We start from the raw sequence: 19,739 nt of genomic DNA on the forward strand, positions 1-19,739 counted from the left end.
AACATGAGCGCGATCATCCGCAAGATCGTCACCGTCGTCGAAGAGACGCAGATGGAGATGGGCCGCCAGGTCTCGCCGCCGACGCGGCGTGCGGCCGCGATCGCCGTGATCGAAAATCCCTTTGCCGGAAAATATGTCGAGGATCTCTCGCCGCTGATCGCGATCGGCGAGGAGCTCGGCGAACTCTTGTCGAAGCGCGCGGTGGCTGCGCTGGGTATCGATGGCGCGAAGGCGCAGAGCTACGGCAAGGCCGCGGCTGTCGGCGAGAATGGCGAGCTCGAGCACGCCGCCGCGATCCTTCATCCGAAGATGGGCGCGCCGGTGCGGAAAGTTTTGAGCAAGGGGGCGGCGCTGATCCCGTCGTCGAAAAAGCGCAGCGGTCCCGGCACGACGCTCGACATTCCGCTCGGGCACAAGGACGCGGCCTTCGTGCGTAGCCACTTTGACGGCATGGAAGTGCAGATCAACGACGCGCCGCGCGCCAACGAGATCATGGTCGCGGTCGCCGTCACAGACAGCGGCCGTCCGCTCCCGCGCGTGGGCGGGCTGACGGTCGCGGAAGTGAAGGGCGAAGACGGTTTGAGATGAGGGCATGATCCGGGGGCGGGCACAGCTCTCGGGACATGTTCGAGGCGTAAAAGTTCAAAACTGGAGGTTGGGATGCGAGCAAGAAATTACTTCGTCGGCGCGGCCTTCGCGCTTCTGGCCGGCGGCATGGCCCATTCGGCCATGGCGCAGGACATCAAGATCGGCGAGATCAACAGCTATTCGCTGCTGCCGGCGTTCACCGAGCCCTATCGCAAGGGCTGGCAGCTCGCGGTGGAAGAGATCAACACGGCCGGCGGCATCAACGGCAAGAAGCTCGTCGTCATCTCCAAGGACGACGGCGGCAAGCCGGCGGATGCGCAGACCGCGGCCAACGAGCTCGTCTCCAGCGAAGGCGTGGCGATGCTGACGGGCACGTTCCTGTCGAACATCGGCCTCGCGGTCAGCGACTTCGCCAACCAGAAGAAGGTGTTCTTCCTCGCGGCCGAGCCGCTGACGGACGCCGTTACCTGGGCGAAGGGCAACAAGTACACCTTCCGCCTGCGTCCCTCCAACTACATGCAGGCCGCGATGCTGGTGGAAGCCGCAGCCAAGCTGCCGGCCAAGCGCTGGGCGACGATCGCGCCGAACTATGAATACGGCCAGTCGGCGGTGTCGGTGTTCAAGAAGCTGATGTCGGAGAAGCGCCCTGACATCCAGTGGGTCGACGAGCAGTGGCCGCCGCAGGGCAAGATCGATGCAGGTCCCGTTGTGCAGGCGGTTGCCGCCGCCAATCCCGAAGCCATCCTCAACGTCACCTTCGGCGCCGACCTCGTCAAGCTCGTGCGTGAGGGCAACACCCGCGGCCTGTTCAAGGGGCGCGAGGTCGTGTCGTTCCTGACCGGCGAGCCCGAATATCTCGATCCGCTCAAGGACGAGACGCCGGAGGGCTGGATCGTCACCGGCTATCCCTGGTACTCGATCAAGACGCCCGAGCACGACGCGTTCCTGAAGGCCTATCAGGCCAAGTACAACGACTATCCGCGCCTCGGCTCGATCGTCGGCTACCAGACCATCAAGGCGGCGGCTGCGATCCTGGCCAAGGCCGGCTCGACCGATCCGGAGAAGCTGATTGCCGCTGCGGAGGGGCTCTCCATGCCATCGCCGTTCGGCGAGATCACCTTCCGCAAAATCGACCATCAGTCGACGCTCGGGGCCTATGTCGGCAAGACCGCGCTGAAGGACGGCAAGGGCGTGATGGTGGATTCGTCCTACAAGAAGGGTTCGGATTATCTGCCGAGCGACGCCGAAGTCGAGAAGCTGCGGCCGAAGGATTAGTTTCTTCCTTCTCCCTCTCTCCGCTTGCGGGGAGAGGGTCGGGGTGAGGGGGAGCCTCCGCGGGGGAGGTGATAGTGAGCCCCGCGGAGACTCCCCCTCACCCGAATTTGTGCGTTGCGCAAATTCGACCTCTCCCCGCAAGCGGGGAGAGGTGAACCAAACACCTAACCCGGACCGCCGATGGCCTTTTACGTCGTACAGTTTCTGACAGGTCTTGCCAGCGCAGCGTCGCTGTTCCTGGTGGCCTCGGGCCTGTCGATCATCTTTGGCGTGACGCGGATCGTGAATTTCGCGCATGGCGCCTTCTACATGATCGGCGCCTATATCGCCTTCACGCTGACGGAGCGGCTGTCCGGCGCGTTCGGCTTCTGGGGCAGCATCGTGCTGGCCGCGCTTGCGGTGGCGCTGATCGGCGTGCTGGTCGAGATGGTCTTGCTCCGCCGCATCTATCATGCGCCAGAATTGTTCCAGCTGCTCGCGACCTTCGGCCTGACCCTGATGGTCGAGGATCTCGTCGTGCTGATCTGGGGTCCCGACGATCTCGTCGGCCGCCGCGCGCCGGGCTTCAAGGGCGCGATCGATTTCTTCGGCCAGAACATCCCGAGCTACGACCTGTTCCTGATCGTGCTCGGCCCGGTCGTGCTCGGCATTCTCTGGCTGTTGTTCCAGCGCACGCGATGGGGCGTGCTGGTGCGCGCCGCGACGCAGGACCGCGACATGGTCGCAGCGCTCGGCGTCAATCAGAAATGGCTGTTCACGAGCGTCTTCGCGGTCGGCGTCTTCCTCGCCGCCCTCGGCGGTGCGCTCCAGATCCCGCGCGATGCGGTACATCACGCCATGGACCTGCGCATCATCGTCGAGGTCTTCGTCGTGGTCGTGATCGGCGGCCTCGGCAGCATCGTCGGCGCGTTCGTCGCGGCGGTGCTGGTGTCCGAGCTCAATGCCTTCGGCATCCTGATCTTCCCGAAAATCTCCATCATCCTGGTCTTCCTGGTGATGGCGGTGGTGCTGATCGTCCGCCCCTGGGGCCTGTTCGGCAAGCCGGAGGCGGCCGCGCGCAAGACACCGGGTCTCACCGTCAATCCCTGGCGGCCGCTGACCTCGAACGAGCGGCTGGCTGCGCTTGCCGCGCTCGTGATCGCGGCGATGCTGCCGCTGTTTGCCGGCAATTATCTCCTCACGGTTGGCTCCGAGATCGCGATCTTCGTGATCTTCGCCGTCTCCTTGCATTTCCTGATGTCGGTCGGCGGTCTCGCGTCGTTCGGCCACGCCGCCTATTTCGGCCTCGGCGCCTACGGCGTCGCCTTCCTCGCCAAGATGGCGGGGCTGCCGATGATCGTGTGCCTCTTGCTCGGACCGCTGCTCGGCTGCATGGGCGCCGCCGTGTTCGGCTTCTTCGCCGTGCAGCTCTCAGGCGTCTATTTCGCAATGCTGACGCTCGCCTTCGCGCAGATCGTCTGGTCGATCGCGTTCCAGTGGGTGAACGTAACAGGCGGCGACAACGGCATTCTCGGCGTGTGGCCCGAGAAGTGGGCGGCGAGCCCGTCGCACTTCTACTGGCTGGCGCTCGGTGTTGCCGCGCTCGTCACCGTCGCGTTGCGGATCATGGTGTTCTCGCCGTTCGGCTACGCGCTGCGTGCCACGCGCGACTCGCTGCTGCGCAGCGAAGCCGTCGGCATCAACGCCAAGCGCATCCAGTGGACCGCCTTCGTGATCGCGGGCACCACCGCCGGCATCGGCGGCGCGCTGTTCGCCTACCTCAAGGGCAGCGTCTTCCCTGATAATCTCGGCATCTCGCTCTCCGTCGATGCGCTGGTCATGGTGCTGCTCGGCGGCGTCGAGACCGTGTCGGGCGCGGTGATCGGCGCCATCGTCTACAAGGCATTGAACATCTGGCTGGTGAGCCAGACCGATCTGTCGAAACTCGTGCTCGGCGGCTTCATCGTGCTGATCGTCGTCGTCTTCCCCAAGGGCATCGTCGGCATGCTGGAGATGCTGGCGCAGCGCCGCCGGAAGTCATCGCCGCCGGGATCACCCTTGTTGGCCAAGCCGATCGAGTCCGCCGAATGAGCGTTGCACCCACACTTCTCGTGGTCGAAGGCCTGACCAAATCCTATGGCGGCATCCACGCAGTGCGTGGCGTCTCGTTCTCACTGCGCGCCGGCGAGATCCTTGCGCTGATCGGGCCGAACGGCGCGGGCAAGAGCACCTGCTTCGACATGCTCAACGGCCAGAACAAGCCCGATAGCGGCCATGTTCGTCTGCTCGGCGAGGAGACCACGGGCAAGAAGCCGCGCGAGATCTGGCGCATGGGTGTCGGGCGGACCTTCCAGATCACCGCGACCTTCGCCACCATGACCGTGCGCGAGAACGTGCAGGTCGCGCTGATCTCGCACGGGAAGCAGCTGTTCAATCTCTTTGGCTCCGCGCCGCATTTCGATCGCGGCGAGGCCGGCCGGCTGCTGGAGCTGGTCGGCATGGGGGGCTATGCCGATCGGCCCTGCGGCGAGCTCGCCTATGGCGACCTCAAGCGCCTCGAGCTTGCGGTGGCGCTTGCAAACCAGCCGAAGCTCCTCTTGATGGATGAGCCGACTGCGGGCATGGCGCCGCGCGAGCGCGTCGATTTGATGCGGCTCACCGCGCAAATCGCGAGGGAGAAATCCATCGGCGTGCTCTTCACCGAGCACGACATGGACGTCGTGTTCGAGCATGCCGACCGCATCATCGTGCTCAATCGCGGCACGCTGATCGCCGAGGGCTCGCCGGCCGAGGTGCGCGGGAATCCGCAGGTGCAGGCGGTCTATCTCGGCGAGGGCCTCGTCTACGATGCCCGCCATCGCGAGGGGACCTCGGCATGAAGCTCTCGGTGCAGGACCTCAACAGCCATTACGGCCCGGCGCACATCCTGTTCGATATCGGTTTCGAGGTCGGCGAGGGCGAGGTGGTGGCGCTGCTCGGGCGCAACGGCGCCGGCAAGTCGACGACGTTCCGCTCGATCGTCGGCCTCGTGGCGCAGCGCTCAGGCCGCATCATGTTCGAGGGCAAGGACGTCTCGGCGAAGCCGACGCATGAGATCGTGCGCGAGGGGCTCGGCTATGTGCCGGAGGAGCGGCGCATCTTCACTGATTTGACGGTGGAGGAGAATCTCGAAGTCGGCCGTCAGCCGAAGCGGCCAAACGCCCCGCACTGGACGCGCGAAAAGCTGTTCGCGCTGTTTCCCAATCTCGGCGAAATGAAGAACCGCCCGGGCGGCCGCATGAGCGGTGGCGAGCAGCAGATGCTGACCATCGCGCGCACGCTGATGGGCAATCCGTCGCTGGTGCTGCTCGACGAGCCCTCGGAAGGCCTGTCGCCGAAGATCGTGGAGCAGATGGTCGATGCCATCCTGACCATGAAGAAGGAGGGCGTCAGCATCGTCGTCTCCGAGCAGAATTTGCATTTCGCGCGGTTGATCTCCGATCGCGCCTATATCATCGAGCGCGGCCGCATCTGCTTCGGCGGTACCATGGCCGAGCTCGACGCGCGTCCGGATATCCGCGACGCGCATCTGTCGTTGTGAGGGGTGGGGAAGGGATGGCGAGAAGCGTCGCGGTGAAGAAGGGCGTCAAGCCGGCCAAATCGCCTTCCAAGTCGCCTTACGTGCTCGACGAGCAGGTCGGCTTCATCCTGCGCCAGGTCTGGCAGCGCCACAGCGCGATCTTCTCCCGCGACATCGGCACCAACTTGACGCCGACGCAATGGGCGGCGTTGTCGAAGCTTGCCGAGACCGGGGCGTGTTCGCAGAACCAGCTCGGTCGGCTGACGGCAATGGACGTCGCGACCATTAAGGGCGTGATCGACCGCCTGACCGCGCGCGGCCTCACCGAAACGAGTCAGGATCCCGAGGACGGCCGGCGGCTCTTGGTGAGTCTCACACGCGCCGGCCAGCAGCTGGCGGAGAAGCTTGCGCCGAACGCACTCGCGATCACGCGGGAGACCCTGGCGCCGCTCGATGCCAAGGAGCGCGAACTGCTGGTGGGGCTGTTGAACAAGCTGCGGTGACGACGGCGCCGCGAAAATAGGTGCCGTAGGGTGGGCAAAGGCGCAAAGCGCCGTGCCCACGATCTCTCACTTCACAGGCGCTGTGGTGGGCACGCTTCGCTTTGCCCACCCTACGATACCGAGGTGAGGTGCTCGTCATTCCGGGGCACGCGCATCGCGCGTGAACCCGGAATCCAGAGATTGTCGCGCGAGATTCCGGGTTCGCGCTGACGCGCGCCCCGGAATGACGGCAAGTGCCGTCACTTCGCCACCACCTCCGGCACCCGGCCGGCCGGCGGGGTGTTGCGGCTGCGCTGGGTGCGCACGATGCCGTCGATGATGGTCATGCCGATGCCGGGGAGGTCGCCGAGCTGGACGCTCTCCAGGATGTTCTTGCCGGGCGAGTGCTGCGCCTTGTCCATGATGACGAAATCGGCGGCGCGGCCGACCTCGATGAGACCGCAATCGAGCGCGCGCATCCGCGCGGTATTGCCGGTGGCGAGACAGAATGCGATTTCGGCCGGCAACTCGCCGATCGACGACAGCATCGAGACCATGCGCAAAATGCCGAGCGGCTGCACGCCGGAGCCGGCCGGCCCGTCGGTGCCGAGGATAACGCGATGCAGCTCGTTCATTTCGCGCGCAATGCGCAGCGTGTAGAGCGCCGAGCGCTCGTTGCCGTTGTGAACGATCTCGAGCCCGCGCTTGCAACCCTCGCAGATGCAGCGGATCTGGTCGTCGGGCAGGGCGGTGTGGCCGCCATTGATGTGACCGACCACGTCGGTGTCGGCCTCCAGCACCACGTCCTTGTCGATCAGGCCGGAGCCGGGGATCGACGGACCGCCGGTGTGGATCGTGCTCTGGATGCCGTATTTGCGCGCCCAGCCGACCATTTTCCGCGCTGTGGGGCCGTCTTTCACGCCGCCGAGGCCGACCTCGCCGAGCAGCTTGACGCCGGCGGCGGCCATTTCCTTGAAATCTTCCTCGACCATCTCGCATTCGATCACGGGCGCACCGGCGTGCACCTTCACGCCGCCCGGACGCAAGGTCCAGAACGCGCGCTGGGCGAAGATCGCCATCGCCTTGAGGCCGACGACGTCGCGGGGGCGGCCGGGCATATGCACTTCACCCGCCGAGATCATGGTGGTGATGCCGCCGTGGAGCGAGCTGTCGATCCAGTTGATCTGGTTCTGGCGCGGCGTCCAGTCGCCTGCGACGGGGTGGACGTGGCTGTCGATCAGGCCGGGGGTCACCGTCGTGCCGTTGGCATCGACGATGGTGGTCGCGCCTTCCGTATTGAGGTCCTTGAAGCGGCCGATCGCGGTGATCTTGCCGTTCTCGGCCACGATGGTGTCGCCGTCCAGGATCGGCTTTTCCAGAGCGCCGGACAGGATCAGGCCGATATTGCGGATCACGAGCTTCGAGGGTCCGGTGGCCTGGGGTGCGTCATGCGCCATGGAAGGGCTCCTTATTCCTAACTGCAACGCTCGCGATCTTGGGCAGGCTTGACCCCGGGATCAAGCAGGATTATTCATTAGTACACGAATGATCGTGTACAAACGACGCATAGCTGCCCGCCTCGGAAACCGCAATTGACGCGACAGGGAAGGTGAGATGAGCAATTTCAATCAGGAAAGCGTTCTGAGCGTCCACCACTGGACCGACACGCTGTTCTCCTTCAAGACCACCCGCAGCCCGACCTTCCGCTTCCGCAACGGCGAATTCACCATGATCGGGCTCAAGGTCGGCGAGAAGCCGTTGCTGCGGGCCTACAGCGTCGCCAGCGCCAATTACGAGGACACCCTCGAATTCTTCTCGATCAAGGTGCCGGACGGACCGCTGACCTCGCGGCTCCAGCACCTCAAGGAAGGCGACGAGATCATCGTCAGCCGCAAGGCCACCGGCACGCTCGTCATCGACAATCTGGAAGAGGGCCGCAACCTCTACCTCATCGGCACCGGCACGGGCCTCGCGCCGTTCCTGAGCGTGATCAAGGACCCCGAGACCTATGAGCGGTTCGAGAAGGTCGTGCTGCTGCACGGCTGCCGCCACGTGAAGGAGCTCGCCTATGGCGAGATGATCACCGAGACGCTGCCGAAGGATGAACTGATCGGCGAGTACATCCGCGAGCAGCTGATCTACTACCCGACCGTGACCCGCGATCCCTTCCGCAACCGCGGCCGCATCACCGACCTCATCACGTCAGGCAAGCTGTTCAGCGATATCGGCCTGCCGGGGCTGGAAGCCGCCCACGACCGCGTCATGATCTGCGGCAGTCCGGCGCTGGTGGCGGACACCCGCGTGCTGCTCGGCGAGCGCGGCTTCGTCGAAGGCAATCACGGCGAGCCGGCCCAGTTCGTGGTCGAAAAGGCGTTTGCAGAGCGCTAAACCCGGAATTCCTGCTCAATAAGACCGCATTTTCGCCGCGGCGCGGGCGTTGCCCCGTCGATTCGGCGCTTGATACACTTGTGGGAACGAATCAGCGGAGTTCCCACATGGTTGCAGACAGCGACAGCAACATCGCCTGGCACCGGGTCCAGTTGAAGAAGAACCGCGCCGAGTTGAAGGCGCTCGAGACCGCGCGCTTCACGATCGGCGAGATCGCGTCCTCGAAGCGGAACGGGCAGACCCAGAAGGCGATCGCGGAACTCAAGCGCAAGATCGGGCAGTCCGAGCGCGTCATCGCCGATCACGACAAGCGCACGCGCCGTCCGCTCGGCACCGATCTGCAAAGCCTCAGCAACGGCAGCTGGAGCCATTGGGACGCCTATACCAACCAGCAGCAGCGCAAGACCGGCCAGCGCTCGTCCGGGCGCGGATAGGCATCTCGCGCCCGCCCGCGAGGCGGTTTCCGGCTCTTGCGCCTGCCGCCCCGCATCCCATCTGGTTGAGGCGCCACCAACCATCCCGGTGATCCCATGACACCGCGCCTCGATTTCACCAGCGAGGCCTTCTTTCGCGATCCGCCCAGGGCGATCGCCGCGTTGCGGGGGCAGGGCCCCGTCGTTGCGACGCGCTTTCCCCTGGTCGGCGACGTCTGGATCACGACCACGCACGATGCAACTGCCCAGGTGCTGAAGGACGGTGCGACCTTCACGCTGCGCAAAGAAGGCGGCGGCGTCGCGGGCGTCCGCTGGTGGATGCCAAAACTCGTCACCACCATCGCCAACAACATGCTGACGATGGACGAGCCTGATCATACGCGGCTGCGCAGCATCGTCGACGAGGCGTTCCGCCGCCGCGCCATCGTGGCGATGGAGCCGCGCATCCGTGCCATTGCCGACGATCTCGCGTCAAAGCTTTTCGCGGCCGGAAGCCCGGCCGATCTCGTCGAGCGCTATGCGCGCATCCTGCCACTGTCGGTGATTTCGGAGCTGCTCGGCCTGCCCATGGCCGATCGCCCGAGATTCATCGCCTGGGCCAATGCGATGTCCTCGCTGACGAATGTCGTCAGCTTCGTCCGCCTGTTGTTCGCCTTCCGCAACATGCGCGCGTATCTGGCGGAGCAGTTGCAGATCGCGCGCGAGCAGGGCGGCGAGGGGCTGATTGCCGAGCTGGTCCAGGTCGAACGCGAGGGTGGCCAGATCACGCCGGACGAAATGGTGGCAATGGTGTTCCTGCTGCTGGCGGCGGGCTCGGAGACGACGACGCATCTCATCAGCGGCTCGGTCTACGAGCTGCTGAGAAATCCCGGCTTGCGTGATTGGCTGGAACAGGACTGGGGCCGCGCGGCCCTCGCCGTCGAGGAGTTCTTGCGTTTCGTCTCGCCCGTGCAATTTTCAAAACCGCGCTATGTGCGGCGGGACATCGAGCTCGACGGCGTGCGCCTGAAGAAGGGCGATCGCGTCATGGTCATGCTCGCCGCCGCGAACATGGACCCTGCAGTGCACGACCAGCCGGAACGGCTCGATCTCGAACGCAAGCCGAACCGCCATATGTCCTTCGGCACGGGAATTCATTTCTGTCTCGGACATCAGCTCGCGCGGATCGAGGCGAGTTGCGCGCTCGAGGCCTTGTTCACGCGCTGGCCGCGGCTCGGTCTTGCCGTCGATCCATCGCAGATTCGTTGGCGCAAGCGGCCCGGCATTCGCATGATTGCGAAACTTCCGGTCACAGCCGAGTCCGAGGGAACACGGGTGACGGCTGCGGCATCCGCGACAGTTGATCGTTCCCTGGCTCAAGCGAGCTGACGCTTCTTCTCTCGAAATCTTCTTTCGAAATCTTCGCGTGGTGCGATCCGTCAGGAACGGGGTGTGGTGGCCATCGTTGTCCTGAGACCTCGCGGCGACGAAAGTCCGGCACGAGTTCCGTGCCACCCGCCGCAAGGGTTTCCCATCTCTCGGAGGCAAACCATGACTGGCAAGATGCCACCCGTTCCACCAGCCAATCAAAGCACGAAGGGAACTGGCGACAGCAAGCAGGCGGCCGCGGATCAGGCGGCGCATGGCCAGCAGCGCGCGCAAAATCCTGACCAGCAGGGCCAGCAAGGCAACATCAAGCAGAACACGACCAATCAAGGCTACCAGCAGGACCGCTGAGGAGGGCGACACTGATGTCGACATCCACCAAGACACCGAACAGCATTCGTCAGGGCGGACCCGGCGCCTCGCATGAAAATGCGAAGGCGCCGCTGGAGGTCAAGAAGCCCGCGCCTGACGATCCGCAGCGCAGCCACAGCCGCGTGTCCGGCGGCGGAGGCGAGCGCGATTCCCATCACCGGCACGACCCCGCGGACAAGGGCGGAGGCTAATCGGGCATGAGCAGCAAGCACGCGAAACTATACGCACCGACGAGCAAGGATCTTCGCGACAATCCGCTGATCGGCGGATCCAAGGGCGCAAACATGGCGAGCGCATCGCCCGACGATATCGAGGATGCGCTCGGCGAGAACACGATCGAGGGCGACCGCGAAAATGACGTGACGTTCGCAGGCGGTATCGACAAGGACGTCGCGCACAGCGGCGCGCCCCGCAGAGGCCGGAGACCGTAGATGCAAGGCAAGAAAACCCACGAGCAGCAGATGCGCATTCTCGAGCGCAAGCCTGACACGCCCGATGCGCGCGAGCTGGATCACGCATTGCGCGCCGCTGATGACAGCGAGCGCGGCACTGGCCCCAACGAGGGTGGTCAGAAGCCGCGAAAATGATCCGCCAGGAGCCGGACGGATCACTGCAAGAGGAGAGATCAATGCCAAGTGGACATGGCAGCAAGACGCATTTCAGGTCCGGCATGCACGGCAAGAGCGACGGCACCGGCGCCTTCGCCGAAGTGCCCAAGGAGAAGATCGGCGACAACATGGTGCTGTCCAACCGAGACAAGAAGCAGCATTCCGACATCCGCGGCATGGACAGCAAGTCGATCCAGACCGAGCAATATCAGGATCACTCTGCCAACCGGCTCGGAAGCGATGATGAAGACTGAGACCTGAGAAGATCAACTTCGGTCGTGTCCTCCGCGACCGACGACCTCGCGGACCGGCCCTCAGCCGGTCCGATTTTTTGTGGCGGCAAGATCACGCTCCCAGCCGAACACGGAGCGGCCGTCGAGATCGGGCGAAGCCGCGCGCTCGCCGGCAATGTAGGCTTCGACCGACGGCCCGCGCGCGGTGCGCTCGAGCCGCCGCGCCTGCTCGTCGAGGCGCTTGATCGCCTGCATCTCTTCCTCGCGCCCGAGCTTTGCGTTCTGGATCGCGCCCTTCAGCACACGGATGGTCTCGTCATAGACCTTGATCGGGACGGGGTAGGGATGCCGGTCCTTGCCGCCATGGGCGAGTGAGAAGCGCGCGGGATCCCTGAAACGATAGGGCGCGCCATGCACGACCTCGGCGACCATCGCCAGCGAGCGCACCGTGCGCGCGCCGACGCCGGGTGTTAGCAATAGCTCCGGGAAATCGACCGGGCCGCGCTCGGCCGCGGCGGCGAGGGTTCCATGCAGGCGCCGCGCGAACACGTCCTTGGGCCTGACATCGTGATGATCAGGCATGATCAGGTGCGGCAGCATGGCCTGTGCCGGCTCCGGCGCCGTTCCAGTGAGCCGCTCGAATTCGGTGAGGATGCGATCCGGACCGAGATCGTTCAGCAGCTCGAGCTGCGCGGTGCGCGAGATATCGGCGCGATGGTCGGTGAGGTTGACGATCTCGCCCTGCTGCGGCCCGTCGATCGCGCTGTGCGGCGCGTCGACAAAACTCTTCAGCGCCTCGGAATGCCAGTGATAGCGGCGGGCCTGGCGCTTGTCGCCGTTCATGCCCTGCTGCACCACCGTCCATTTGCCGTCGGTCGTGACGAAGAAGCCGTGCAGATAAAGGTCAAACCCGTCCTGCACCGCGGCGCTGTCGACTTTCGCCACGAGGCGGCTGGCGCGGGTGAGGCTCACGCCGTCGAAGCCGACGCGATCGCCGAGCTGCAACAGCTCGTCCGGTGTCTTGCGCGAATGCTGGCCGCGGCCGCCGCAGACATAGATGCCAAGCTCGTCCTGGAGCGGTCCGAGGCCGCGCTTCAGCGCGCCGATCACCGAGGTCGTGATGCCCGAGGAGTGCCAATCCATCCCCATCACGGCGCCGAAAGACTGGAACCAGAACGGATGCGATAGACGCTGCAGGAATGCATCGCGCCCGTAATGGAGCACGATCGCCTGCGTGACGATCGCCCCGAGCGAGGCCATGCGGCTCGCCAGCCACGGCGGAACCCGCCCGGTGTGAAGAGGAAGATCGGCGCTGCCGGTGCGTCTGGTCATGTATGCCTCAAATTAGCGCAATTCGGCACGGTTGCACCAGGAGAATGCTGCGTTGCGTAAGGCAGGGGAGCGAAGCCGGGCGGAACGCGTTGGCGAGCAGCGAATGCAAATCCGGGGACGTGAATGAATTGGCAGGCTCTCATGGCCGACATCGATAAGATGTTCGGGTGGATTCCCTCATGGATCATCGGTCTCGGGCTGGTTGCCGGGGCCATCCTGCTTGCGCTGTCGTTCCACCGATTCGCGGCCTGGCTGCTCAACCGCGCCTTCGGAACTCGCCTGCCTCTCATCAGCGTGTTCATCGAGCGCACGTCGGGGCCCGCCCAACTGGCCCTTTGCCTCGCCGCCGTCGCATTGGTTCTGCCGCTCGCGCCACTCAGCGACGCGTTCCGCATGCCGCTGACCAGCCTGTTCGTGGTCGCCTTCATCGCGCTGATCGGCTGGATCTCGATCCGGATCGTCGACATGAGCGCGGCGCGCTATCTGCAGAACTTTCGTGACGTCACCGAGAATTTCGTCGCACGCAAGCACGTCACTCAGGTGCGGGTGTTCAAGCGCGTCACCGACATCATCATCGTCATCATCACGGTGTCGACCGCGCTGATGACGTTCGATTCGGTCAGGCAGTACGGCGTCAGCCTGTTCGCCTCCGCCGGCGCCGCCGGTATCATCGTCGGTCTCGCCGCGCGGCCGCTGCTCAGCAACCTGATCGCGGGCCTCCAGATCGCGATCACCCAGCCGATCCGCATCGAGGATGCGGTGATTATCGAGAACGAGTGGGGCTGGGTCGAGGATATCGCCGCCACTTATGTGGTGATCCGGCTGTGGGACTGGCGGCGCATGGTGGTGCCGTTGTCCTATTTCATCGAAAAGCCGTTCCAGAACTGGACCCGCGACACGGCGTCCCTGATCGGCGTGATCGCGCTCCATGTCGATTATCGCGCCGACGTGCCGCGGATCCGGCGCTGGCTGGAGGGCGCGGTAAAGGAATCCAAGCTGTGGGACGGCGCGGTGGTCAATCTCCAGGTGATCGACGCAGATTCGCGCACCATCGAGCTTCGCGCGCTGGTCAGCGCACGGAACGCACCGCAATCCTGGGACCTGCGCTGCGAGATGCGGGAGAAGCTGATCGCCTTCATCCGCGACGAGATGCCGGAAGCCCTGCCGCGCGAGCGCGCGATCCTGATCCCACAGGGCGGTGGCGACGATATCGAATTGCTCCAGCGCCCCGCCGCGCCGGAGAAGATGCGGGCGAGCGCCCACAATTGAAAGCGCGGCCGTTATTGAACCTTGATCGTGCCGCGCAGGCCCGCCTGCTGCTGGATCGTATCCAGCGCGCCGGATGACTGCTCTTCCGCGACGAAGCTGTTGAGCAGGGGAAGCGCGGCCTCGCGTCCTTTGGGGATCGCGATCGCCATATGCTCGGCGCCCCAATTGCCGTCGAGGATCTTTGCGCCCGGCATCTGATCTGACATTTCGAACAGCGTCGGCTTGTTGGTGGCGTAGAGATCGATCTCGGCTCGGCCAAACATGCCGATGGCGACCTTGACGCTCTCGGCGGGAACGATGGTCGCGTTCTTGAACCTGGCGGGCAGGGTGCGCTCGGAGGTCGAGCCCTTGGTCACGCCGATCTTCACGCCTGGCTTGTCGATATCCTCGATCTCTCTGATCGGCGAGTTCGCGGGAACGAGATAGCCGAGCTCGATCGAGAGTACCGGCTGGCTGAAGCTGACCTCATTGGCGCGAGCCGGCGTGGCGTTGGTCACGGTGAAATCGACCTGGCCGTCATGGATCGCAGTGACGATGTCGGCGACGCGCTGGAAGCGGACGTAGTCGATGCCGACGCCGAGCCGCTTTGCCAGCTCGCCGCCGAGATCATAGGCGAGGCCGTGCGGCTTGCCGCTCGCATCCGTCACCATCGAGGTCGGGCTGCCCGGATAGATGCCGACGCGCAGGGTGCCGCTCGGCGCCAGCAGCTTTGCTTCGCCATCGGCGCGCGCGGGCGCGCCGATGAAACCGATGATCGCCGCCGCGAGCAGGGCGGTGCGCGCAAATAGCACAGAAGAGGTCCTCATGCGGAAGACCTCACTGCGCGCGGATGTCGGCGGCCTTCAGCACCGGCTCCCACTTGGTCGCCTCCGCGTGCATGTAGGCGTCAAAGTCCTTGGCGGAGGAGCCGACCGGGGCTGCGCCGATCTTGCCGAGCGTCGACAGCACATTCGGATCCTGCAACGCCGCCTTCAGATCGGTCTCGAGCTTTGCCACGATTTCCGGCGGCATCTTTGCCGGTCCAAGCACGCCCCACCAGACCGAGACGTCGTAGCCGGGGACACCGGACTCCGCGACGGTCGGGACGTTCGGCAGCGCCTTGGAGCGCTCGGCCGAGGTCACCGCGAGCGCGCGCACCGGGCCGCCTTCGAGCTGGCCGATCGCTTCCGCAAGCGGGTTGATGCTGAGGGGGATCTCGCCGGCGATCACGGCGGTCAGCGCCGGCGCGCCGCCCTTGTAGGGGATCGCGACGATCTTGGTGCCGGACATGTGTTTGAGCAGCTCGCCGGCGAGATGCGCGGAGGTGCCGTTGCCGGACATGCCGTAGGAGAGCTTGTCCGGCTCCTTCTTGGCGGCGGCAAGGAGATCGCCGAGCGTCTTGTAGGGGCTGTCCTTCGCCACCACGATCGCGAGCGGCGAGGAGGCGACCTCGGTGATCGCGGTGAAATCCTTGAACGTGTCGTAGGGCACGCTTGGATAGATAAACTGGTTGAGCGGATGGCCGCTGGCGACCAGGATCAGCGTGTAGCCGTCCGGCGCGGCCTGCGTCAGCGCCTGCGAGGCGACGATGCCGCCGGCGCCGGGACGGTTGTCGATCACAGGCTGCTGGCCCCAAGTCTTCGCCAGCGCCTGGGCCAGCGTGCGCGCGAGCACGTCGACCGCACCGCCAGCCGCATAGGGCACGAGAATGTGGACCGGCTTGCTCGGATAAGTGTCGGCGGCCTGCGCGGCGTTCGCAGCCAGCAGCAAGCCTGCACCGACCGCGAGTCGGCCGATTGTCTTGTTCAAACCCAGCATTCCCAGCACTCCTTAAGGGCGTTTGCGCGCCTGGCGGCGGTCTCCGAGCCGTCCGGACCCTGCCCATGGTTTTTGTTGACGAGACCTGATCTTTTGTACGATAGTACAAATCACATGGTACGCAAGCCCACCAGCAAGGAAACGGCCCGCAAGCCGAACATGCGCGAGGCGATTCTCGCCGCGGCCGAGGAGCTGTTCGCCACCAACGGCTTCAACGCCGTCTCGGTGCGCGACATCGCACAGGCCGCCGGGGCCAATCCCGGCAGCGTCACCTATCATTTCAAGACCAAGGACGGCCTGCTGCTGGAAATCTACCGGCGCCATTGCGGGCCGATGAATTTGCGCCGTTCCGAGCTGCTCGCCGCCGCAAAACGCGTGCGCGATCTCCAGGATCGGCTCGAGGCGATCGTGCGGGCCTATGTGGTGCCGGCCTTTACCTCCGGCAGCGATCTCGCCGGCGGGGGAGCGCGCTTCACGCGGCTGCGCGCCGTGATGTCGGCGGAAGGCAACGAGGTCGCGCGAAAGATCATCGCGCAGACCTTCGACGACACCAGCCACGCCTTCATCGATGCGATCCACGAGAGCCTGCCGCACATTCCGCGCACCGACATCGTCTGGCGCAGCCACTTCCTGCTCGGTGCACTCTATTATTCGCTGGTGACGCCGGATCGCGTCTCGCGCCTGTCGCGCGGCGAGGCCGACGGCAGCGATGCCGCGGGCGCGATCGAGCAACTGGTGCAGGCCACCGTCGCTGCGTTCCAGGCACCGGCGCTTGATCAGGCCGCGCCGGCACGGCGGCGGAGTGTCGCAAGCAGCAAGACTTGAAAGAGACCGCTGAGGGGAGCGCATCCAGCGTTTCCGCTCGCAAGCGGTCCATGTGACTGGGTGCTTTAGGATATGAACAGGCGGGAGTGCTTGCATCTCTTGACCGGACTGGCCGGCGCGGCGCTTGCGGGGGAGGTGAACGCGCAAGGCATCGAGCCGAAGGTGATGCCGACCATCGCGCCGCCGGACCCAAATCCCAAAACGCCGTCCTTCAAGCTGCCGCCAAAGTCCTGCGACAGCCATACCCACATCTTCGGGCCGGCCTCGCGTTATCCGTTCGCGGAAAAGCGGCCCTACAACACGGCCGACGCGCCGCTGGAGATGTTCCGCAGCCTCCATGAGAAGATCGGCGTCGAGCGCTGTGTCATCGTCAATGCCACCGTGCATGGCACCGACAATCGCGTCGTCACCGATGCCATCGCCCAGAGCGAGGGCGCCTACAAGGGCATCGCCAACGTCAATGACGAGATGACCGAGAAGGAGCTGGCGGCGCTCGACAAGGGCGGCATCTGCGGCTGCCGCTTCGCCTTCCTCAAGCGCCTCGGCGGCGTCGGCGACATGAACAAGTTCCAGCGCATCGTGCATCGCGTCGCCGAGCTCGGCTGGCATATCGACGTCTATTTCGAGCCGGGCACGATTCCCGAGTTCGCGCCGATCCTCACCGCGCTGCCGACGCCTTACGTGATCGATCACATGGGCACGGTGCAGGCGGGGAAGGGGTTGGATGATCCCGGCTTCACCGCGCTGCTCGACCTCCAGAAGAAGGACGAGAAGTGCTGGGTCAAGATCACGGGCCTGGAGCGCGCATCCGCGGCCGGTAAGCCGTTCCACGACGCTGTGCCGTTCGCGAAGGCGCTGATCGAAAATGCGCCCGATCGCGTCATCTGGGGCACCGACTGGCCGCATCCGAACGTCAAGGTCATGCCGAATGACGGCGATCTCGTCGACCTCATTCCCCTCTACGCGCTTGATGAGAAAATCCGGCAAAAGCTGCTGGTCGACAACCCCGCTCGGCTATTCAAGTTCACCTGACGACGATGATGTACACACCCACCATTCCGCCACCCGATCCGAACACGCGCACGCCAAAATTCAAGCTGCCGAAGCTGTCGTGCGATGCGCATTGCCACATCTTCGGGCCGGGCTCGAAATATCCTTACGCGCCAGATCGCTCCTACACGCCGCCGGACGCGCCGCTTGAGGATTTTCGCGCGCTGCACGCCAAGCTCGGCGTCGAGCGCGCCGTCATCGTCAATGCCAGCGTGCACGGCACCGACAACACGGTGGCGCTGGATGCGATCGCAAAAAGCAATGGCGCGTATCGCGCGGTCGCCAATATCGACGACACCATCACCGAGCGCGGGCTCCAGGTGCTGCACGAGGGCGGCTTCCGCGGCTGCCGCTTCAATTTCGTCCGCCATCTCGGCGGCGTCCCCGACAAGCGCGTGTTCAACCGTATCATCGCGATGGTCGCGCCGCTCGGCTGGCACATCGATCTGCATTTCGATGCGATCGACCTGCCTGAATATGCCGACATGCTGACGAGGCTGCCGCTGAGCTACACCATCGACCATATGGGCCGGGTGAAGGCCTCCGAGGGGCTTGATCAGCTTCCCTTCAAGATATTGATCGAGCTGATGCAGCGCGACGAGAAGTGCTGGGTCAAGATCTGCGGCTCTGAACGTGTCTCCTCGGCCGGCCCGCCCTTCACCGACGCGGTGCCGTTCGCGCGCAAGATCGTCGAGACCGCGCCCGACCGCGTCATCTGGGGCACCGACTGGCCGCATCCCAACGTCAAGGTGATGCCGAACGACGGCGATCTCGTCGACCTGATTCCGTTGTTCGCGCCGGAGCCGGAGTTCCAGCAGAAGATTCTCGTCGACAATCCCGCGCGCCTGTTCGAGTTCGACCGATGACCGCTATGGCGATCGACAAGCCGCGCGGCCGCGCCTGGTGGAAGGAGCTCTGGATCCAGGTGCTCATCGCCATGGCGGCCGGCATCGCGCTTGGGATCGTTAGCCCCGAGGCGGGCGCCAAGATGCAACCGCTGGGGGATGCCTTCATCAAAGCGATCCGGATGCTGATCGCGCCGATCATCTTCTGCACCGTCGTGCACGGCATTGCCCATATGGCCGACATGGCGCGCGTCGGGCGCGTCGCGGTGAAGGCGATCATCTATTTCGAGATCATGACGACGATCGCGCTGATCATCGGTCTCGTCGCGGTTAACCTGCTCCGGCCCGGCGTCGGCATGAACATCGATCCCGCCAGCATCAATGCCAGCGCGATCGAGCCTTACGTCAAGCAGACCGGCGCCATCGGCTTCGTGCCGTTTCTCCTCAACATCGTGCCCGCGACGTTCATCGGTGCCTTCGCGGAAGGCAACATCCTCCAGGTGCTATTTATCTCCGTGCTGTGCGGCTTCGCGCTGGTGCAGCTTGGCGAGCGTGCCGCGCCGCTGGTGAGCCTGATCGACATCGCCGCCAAGATGGTGTTCGCGGTGGTCGGCTTCGTGATGTGGGCGGCGCCAATCGGCGCGTTCGGCGCGATTGCCTTTACCGTCGGCAAGTTCGGCGTGGGCTCGCTGGCCTCGCTCGGCAAGCTGCTCGGCGGTTTTTATCTGACCTGCGTGGTCTTCATCTTCGTGGCGCTCGGCCCCGTCGCGCGTTTGTGCGGCTTCTCGCTGCTCAAGCTGATCCGCTACATCTGGGAGGAGCTGCTGATCTGCATCGCCACGACGTCGTCCGAGACGGTGCTGCCGCGAATGCTGACCAAGCTGGAGAAGGCCGGCTGCGAGAAGAGCGTGGTGGGGCTCGTGATCCCGACCGGCTATTCCTTCAATCTCGATGGCACCTGTCTCTATCTTGCCGCCGCCTCGGTGTTCCTCGCGCAGGCGACCAACACGCCGTTCGGACTCGCCGAGCAGATCGAGCTCTTGCTGATCCTGCTCGTGACCTCCAAGGGCGCGGCGGGGATCGCAGGCGCCGCCTTCGTCGTGCTGGCGGCGACGCTCTCGGCCACAGGCTCCATCCCGGTGACGAGCGTGGCGCTGGTGCTCGGCATCCACCGCCTGATGTCGCAGGGACTGACGCCGACCAATCTGATCGGGAACGCGGTTGCGACCATCGCGATTGCCAAATGGGAAGGCGCGCTCGACGGCGAGCGGTTGAAGCGCGTGCTCGACGGCGAGGAACCGGCGGCCGTCGCGGCCTGATGAATTGGCTTCCTGCATG

The 19,739-nt window shown here is 64.9% G+C and carries 23 protein-coding genes; 19 read left to right on the plus strand and 4 right to left on the minus strand.

Features of this window, described 5'->3' with window-relative positions; all coding sequences use genetic code 11:
* Nucleotides 1–3: 3 nt before the first annotated feature.
* The 6 genes from WN72_RS20030 (at nt 4) to WN72_RS20055 (ending at nt 5,904) form a co-directional block, all read left to right on the plus strand.
* Complete coding sequence (locus tag WN72_RS20030) at nt 4–588, plus strand: amino acid synthesis family protein (RefSeq protein WP_027557295.1); 585 nt, start codon at nt 4–6, stop codon at nt 586–588.
* A 72-nt stretch (nt 589–660) separates the two neighbouring features.
* Nucleotides 661–1,863, plus strand: coding sequence for an ABC transporter substrate-binding protein (locus WN72_RS20035; RefSeq protein WP_092216450.1), 1,203 nt, complete (start codon nt 661–663; stop codon nt 1,861–1,863).
* 180 nt (nt 1,864–2,043) lie between these two features.
* A complete protein-coding gene (locus WN72_RS20040) occupies nt 2,044–3,933 on the plus strand; it encodes an ABC transporter permease (RefSeq protein ID WP_027557297.1) in 1,890 nt (629 codons plus the stop codon).
* Complete coding sequence (locus tag WN72_RS20045; RefSeq protein WP_027557298.1) at nt 3,930–4,721, plus strand: ABC transporter ATP-binding protein; 792 nt, start codon at nt 3,930–3,932, stop codon at nt 4,719–4,721. Before WN72_RS20040 ends, WN72_RS20045 begins: the two co-directional genes overlap by 4 nt.
* A complete protein-coding gene (locus tag WN72_RS20050; RefSeq protein WP_092216451.1) occupies nt 4,718–5,422 on the plus strand; it encodes an ABC transporter ATP-binding protein in 705 nt (234 codons plus the stop codon). The genes WN72_RS20045 and WN72_RS20050 overlap by 4 nt, the downstream gene beginning before the upstream one ends.
* A gap of 14 nt (nt 5,423–5,436) precedes the next feature.
* Nucleotides 5,437–5,904, plus strand: coding sequence for a MarR family winged helix-turn-helix transcriptional regulator (locus WN72_RS20055; protein ID WP_092216452.1), 468 nt, complete (start codon nt 5,437–5,439; stop codon nt 5,902–5,904).
* A 239-nt stretch (nt 5,905–6,143) separates the two neighbouring features.
* Here the strand turns inward: WN72_RS20055 and WN72_RS20060 are convergent, their stop codons facing one another.
* Nucleotides 6,144–7,340 (minus strand): amidohydrolase family protein, encoded by a 1,197-nt coding sequence (locus WN72_RS20060; protein WP_092216453.1) that lies wholly within the window; start codon nt 7,338–7,340, stop codon nt 6,144–6,146.
* Between the two features lie 157 nt (nt 7,341–7,497).
* Between WN72_RS20060 and WN72_RS20065 the strand changes: the two genes are divergently transcribed.
* The 8 genes from WN72_RS20065 (at nt 7,498) to WN72_RS20100 (ending at nt 11,304) form a co-directional block, all read left to right on the plus strand.
* Nucleotides 7,498–8,271 carry a ferredoxin--NADP reductase gene (locus WN72_RS20065; RefSeq protein WP_027557302.1) on the plus strand — a complete coding sequence of 258 codons (774 nt, stop codon included), beginning with the start codon at nt 7,498–7,500 and terminating at the stop codon, nt 8,269–8,271.
* 107 nt (nt 8,272–8,378) lie between these two features.
* A complete protein-coding gene (locus WN72_RS20070) occupies nt 8,379–8,705 on the plus strand; it encodes a hypothetical protein (protein ID WP_092216454.1) in 327 nt (108 codons plus the stop codon).
* A 96-nt stretch (nt 8,706–8,801) separates the two neighbouring features.
* Nucleotides 8,802–10,073 (plus strand): cytochrome P450, encoded by a 1,272-nt coding sequence (locus tag WN72_RS20075; protein ID WP_092216455.1) that lies wholly within the window; start codon nt 8,802–8,804, stop codon nt 10,071–10,073.
* Nucleotides 10,074–10,235: 162 nt separating this feature from the next.
* Nucleotides 10,236–10,421, plus strand: coding sequence for a hypothetical protein (locus WN72_RS20080; RefSeq protein WP_027557305.1), 186 nt, complete (start codon nt 10,236–10,238; stop codon nt 10,419–10,421).
* A 14-nt stretch (nt 10,422–10,435) separates the two neighbouring features.
* Nucleotides 10,436–10,633 carry a hypothetical protein gene (locus WN72_RS20085; protein WP_027557306.1) on the plus strand — a complete coding sequence of 66 codons (198 nt, stop codon included), beginning with the start codon at nt 10,436–10,438 and terminating at the stop codon, nt 10,631–10,633.
* A gap of 6 nt (nt 10,634–10,639) precedes the next feature.
* Entirely contained in the window at nt 10,640–10,873 is a 234-nt protein-coding gene (locus WN72_RS20090; RefSeq protein WP_092216456.1) for a hypothetical protein, read from the plus strand.
* Nucleotides 10,874–11,029: a hypothetical protein gene (locus tag WN72_RS20095; protein ID WP_167380838.1), complete on the plus strand. Its 156-nt coding sequence runs from the start codon at nt 10,874–10,876 to the stop codon at nt 11,027–11,029.
* Nucleotides 11,030–11,070: 41 nt separating this feature from the next.
* Nucleotides 11,071–11,304 (plus strand): hypothetical protein, encoded by a 234-nt coding sequence (locus tag WN72_RS20100; RefSeq protein WP_027557308.1) that lies wholly within the window; start codon nt 11,071–11,073, stop codon nt 11,302–11,304.
* A 60-nt stretch (nt 11,305–11,364) separates the two neighbouring features.
* Here WN72_RS20100 and WN72_RS20105 read toward each other — a convergent pair whose 3' ends face one another.
* On the minus strand, nt 11,365–12,615 hold the full coding sequence (locus WN72_RS20105) for a DUF763 domain-containing protein (protein WP_092216457.1): 1,251 nt from the start codon (nt 12,613–12,615) through the stop codon (nt 11,365–11,367).
* Nucleotides 12,616–12,738: 123 nt separating this feature from the next.
* Between WN72_RS20105 and WN72_RS20110 the strand changes: the two genes are divergently transcribed.
* Nucleotides 12,739–13,884 carry a mechanosensitive ion channel family protein gene (locus WN72_RS20110; RefSeq protein WP_027557310.1) on the plus strand — a complete coding sequence of 382 codons (1,146 nt, stop codon included), beginning with the start codon at nt 12,739–12,741 and terminating at the stop codon, nt 13,882–13,884.
* Nucleotides 13,885–13,895: 11 nt separating this feature from the next.
* Here WN72_RS20110 and WN72_RS20115 read toward each other — a convergent pair whose 3' ends face one another.
* On the minus strand, nt 13,896–14,690 hold the full coding sequence (locus WN72_RS20115; protein WP_092216458.1) for an ABC transporter substrate-binding protein: 795 nt from the start codon (nt 14,688–14,690) through the stop codon (nt 13,896–13,898).
* Nucleotides 14,691–14,700: 10 nt separating this feature from the next.
* Nucleotides 14,701–15,681 carry a tripartite tricarboxylate transporter substrate binding protein gene (locus tag WN72_RS20120; protein ID WP_027557312.1) on the minus strand — a complete coding sequence of 327 codons (981 nt, stop codon included), beginning with the start codon at nt 15,679–15,681 and terminating at the stop codon, nt 14,701–14,703.
* 114 nt (nt 15,682–15,795) lie between these two features.
* On the opposite strand from WN72_RS20120, the gene WN72_RS20125 reads away from it, so the two are divergent.
* From WN72_RS20125 to dctA, 4 genes are all read left to right on the plus strand, one after another.
* Nucleotides 15,796–16,506: a TetR/AcrR family transcriptional regulator gene (locus WN72_RS20125; RefSeq protein ID WP_092216459.1), complete on the plus strand. Its 711-nt coding sequence runs from the start codon at nt 15,796–15,798 to the stop codon at nt 16,504–16,506.
* A gap of 72 nt (nt 16,507–16,578) precedes the next feature.
* A complete protein-coding gene (locus WN72_RS20130) occupies nt 16,579–17,538 on the plus strand; it encodes an amidohydrolase family protein (protein WP_092216460.1) in 960 nt (319 codons plus the stop codon).
* 5 nt (nt 17,539–17,543) lie between these two features.
* Nucleotides 17,544–18,422 (plus strand): amidohydrolase family protein, encoded by an 879-nt coding sequence (locus tag WN72_RS20135; protein ID WP_092216461.1) that lies wholly within the window; start codon nt 17,544–17,546, stop codon nt 18,420–18,422.
* Nucleotides 18,419–19,720, plus strand: coding sequence for a C4-dicarboxylate transporter DctA (gene dctA / locus WN72_RS20140; RefSeq protein WP_027557316.1), 1,302 nt, complete (start codon nt 18,419–18,421; stop codon nt 19,718–19,720). Before WN72_RS20135 ends, dctA begins: the two co-directional genes overlap by 4 nt.
* Nucleotides 19,721–19,739: the final 19 nt, after the last annotated feature.

This window comes from Bradyrhizobium arachidis (assembly GCF_015291705.1).
Taxonomy (GTDB): domain Bacteria; phylum Pseudomonadota; class Alphaproteobacteria; order Rhizobiales; family Xanthobacteraceae; genus Bradyrhizobium; species Bradyrhizobium arachidis.

Excerpts from the sequence above, each read along its gene's own strand:
- WN72_RS20085 (WP_027557306.1), top strand. The coding sequence starts at position 10,436 with ATGTCGACATCCACCAAGACACCGAACAGCATTCGTCAGGGCGGACCC.
- WN72_RS20095 (WP_167380838.1), top strand. The coding sequence starts at position 10,874 with ATGCAAGGCAAGAAAACCCACGAGCAGCAGATGCGCATTCTCGAGCGC.
- WN72_RS20030 (WP_027557295.1), top strand. The coding sequence starts at position 4 with ATGAGCGCGATCATCCGCAAGATCGTCACCGTCGTCGAAGAGACGCAG.
- WN72_RS20055 (WP_092216452.1), top strand. The coding sequence starts at position 5,437 with ATGGCGAGAAGCGTCGCGGTGAAGAAGGGCGTCAAGCCGGCCAAATCG.
- WN72_RS20045 (WP_027557298.1), top strand. The coding sequence starts at position 3,930 with ATGAGCGTTGCACCCACACTTCTCGTGGTCGAAGGCCTGACCAAATCC.
- WN72_RS20120 (WP_027557312.1), bottom strand. The coding sequence starts at position 15,681 with ATGCTGGGTTTGAACAAGACAATCGGCCGACTCGCGGTCGGTGCAGGC.
- WN72_RS20130 (WP_092216460.1), top strand. The coding sequence starts at position 16,579 with ATGAACAGGCGGGAGTGCTTGCATCTCTTGACCGGACTGGCCGGCGCG.
- WN72_RS20035 (WP_092216450.1), top strand. The coding sequence starts at position 661 with ATGCGAGCAAGAAATTACTTCGTCGGCGCGGCCTTCGCGCTTCTGGCC.
- WN72_RS20125 (WP_092216459.1), top strand. The coding sequence starts at position 15,796 with ATGGTACGCAAGCCCACCAGCAAGGAAACGGCCCGCAAGCCGAACATG.
- dctA (WP_027557316.1), top strand. The coding sequence starts at position 18,419 with ATGACCGCTATGGCGATCGACAAGCCGCGCGGCCGCGCCTGGTGGAAG.
- WN72_RS20050 (WP_092216451.1), top strand. The coding sequence starts at position 4,718 with ATGAAGCTCTCGGTGCAGGACCTCAACAGCCATTACGGCCCGGCGCAC.
- WN72_RS20105 (WP_092216457.1), bottom strand. The coding sequence starts at position 12,615 with ATGACCAGACGCACCGGCAGCGCCGATCTTCCTCTTCACACCGGGCGG.
- WN72_RS20110 (WP_027557310.1), top strand. The coding sequence starts at position 12,739 with ATGAATTGGCAGGCTCTCATGGCCGACATCGATAAGATGTTCGGGTGG.
- WN72_RS20070 (WP_092216454.1), top strand. The coding sequence starts at position 8,379 with ATGGTTGCAGACAGCGACAGCAACATCGCCTGGCACCGGGTCCAGTTG.
- WN72_RS20090 (WP_092216456.1), top strand. The coding sequence starts at position 10,640 with ATGAGCAGCAAGCACGCGAAACTATACGCACCGACGAGCAAGGATCTT.
- WN72_RS20075 (WP_092216455.1), top strand. The coding sequence starts at position 8,802 with ATGACACCGCGCCTCGATTTCACCAGCGAGGCCTTCTTTCGCGATCCG.
- WN72_RS20060 (WP_092216453.1), bottom strand. The coding sequence starts at position 7,340 with ATGGCGCATGACGCACCCCAGGCCACCGGACCCTCGAAGCTCGTGATC.
- WN72_RS20115 (WP_092216458.1), bottom strand. The coding sequence starts at position 14,690 with ATGAGGACCTCTTCTGTGCTATTTGCGCGCACCGCCCTGCTCGCGGCG.
- WN72_RS20080 (WP_027557305.1), top strand. The coding sequence starts at position 10,236 with ATGACTGGCAAGATGCCACCCGTTCCACCAGCCAATCAAAGCACGAAG.
- WN72_RS20040 (WP_027557297.1), top strand. The coding sequence starts at position 2,044 with ATGGCCTTTTACGTCGTACAGTTTCTGACAGGTCTTGCCAGCGCAGCG.
- WN72_RS20065 (WP_027557302.1), top strand. The coding sequence starts at position 7,498 with ATGAGCAATTTCAATCAGGAAAGCGTTCTGAGCGTCCACCACTGGACC.
- WN72_RS20100 (WP_027557308.1), top strand. The coding sequence starts at position 11,071 with ATGCCAAGTGGACATGGCAGCAAGACGCATTTCAGGTCCGGCATGCAC.
- WN72_RS20135 (WP_092216461.1), top strand. The coding sequence starts at position 17,544 with ATGATGTACACACCCACCATTCCGCCACCCGATCCGAACACGCGCACG.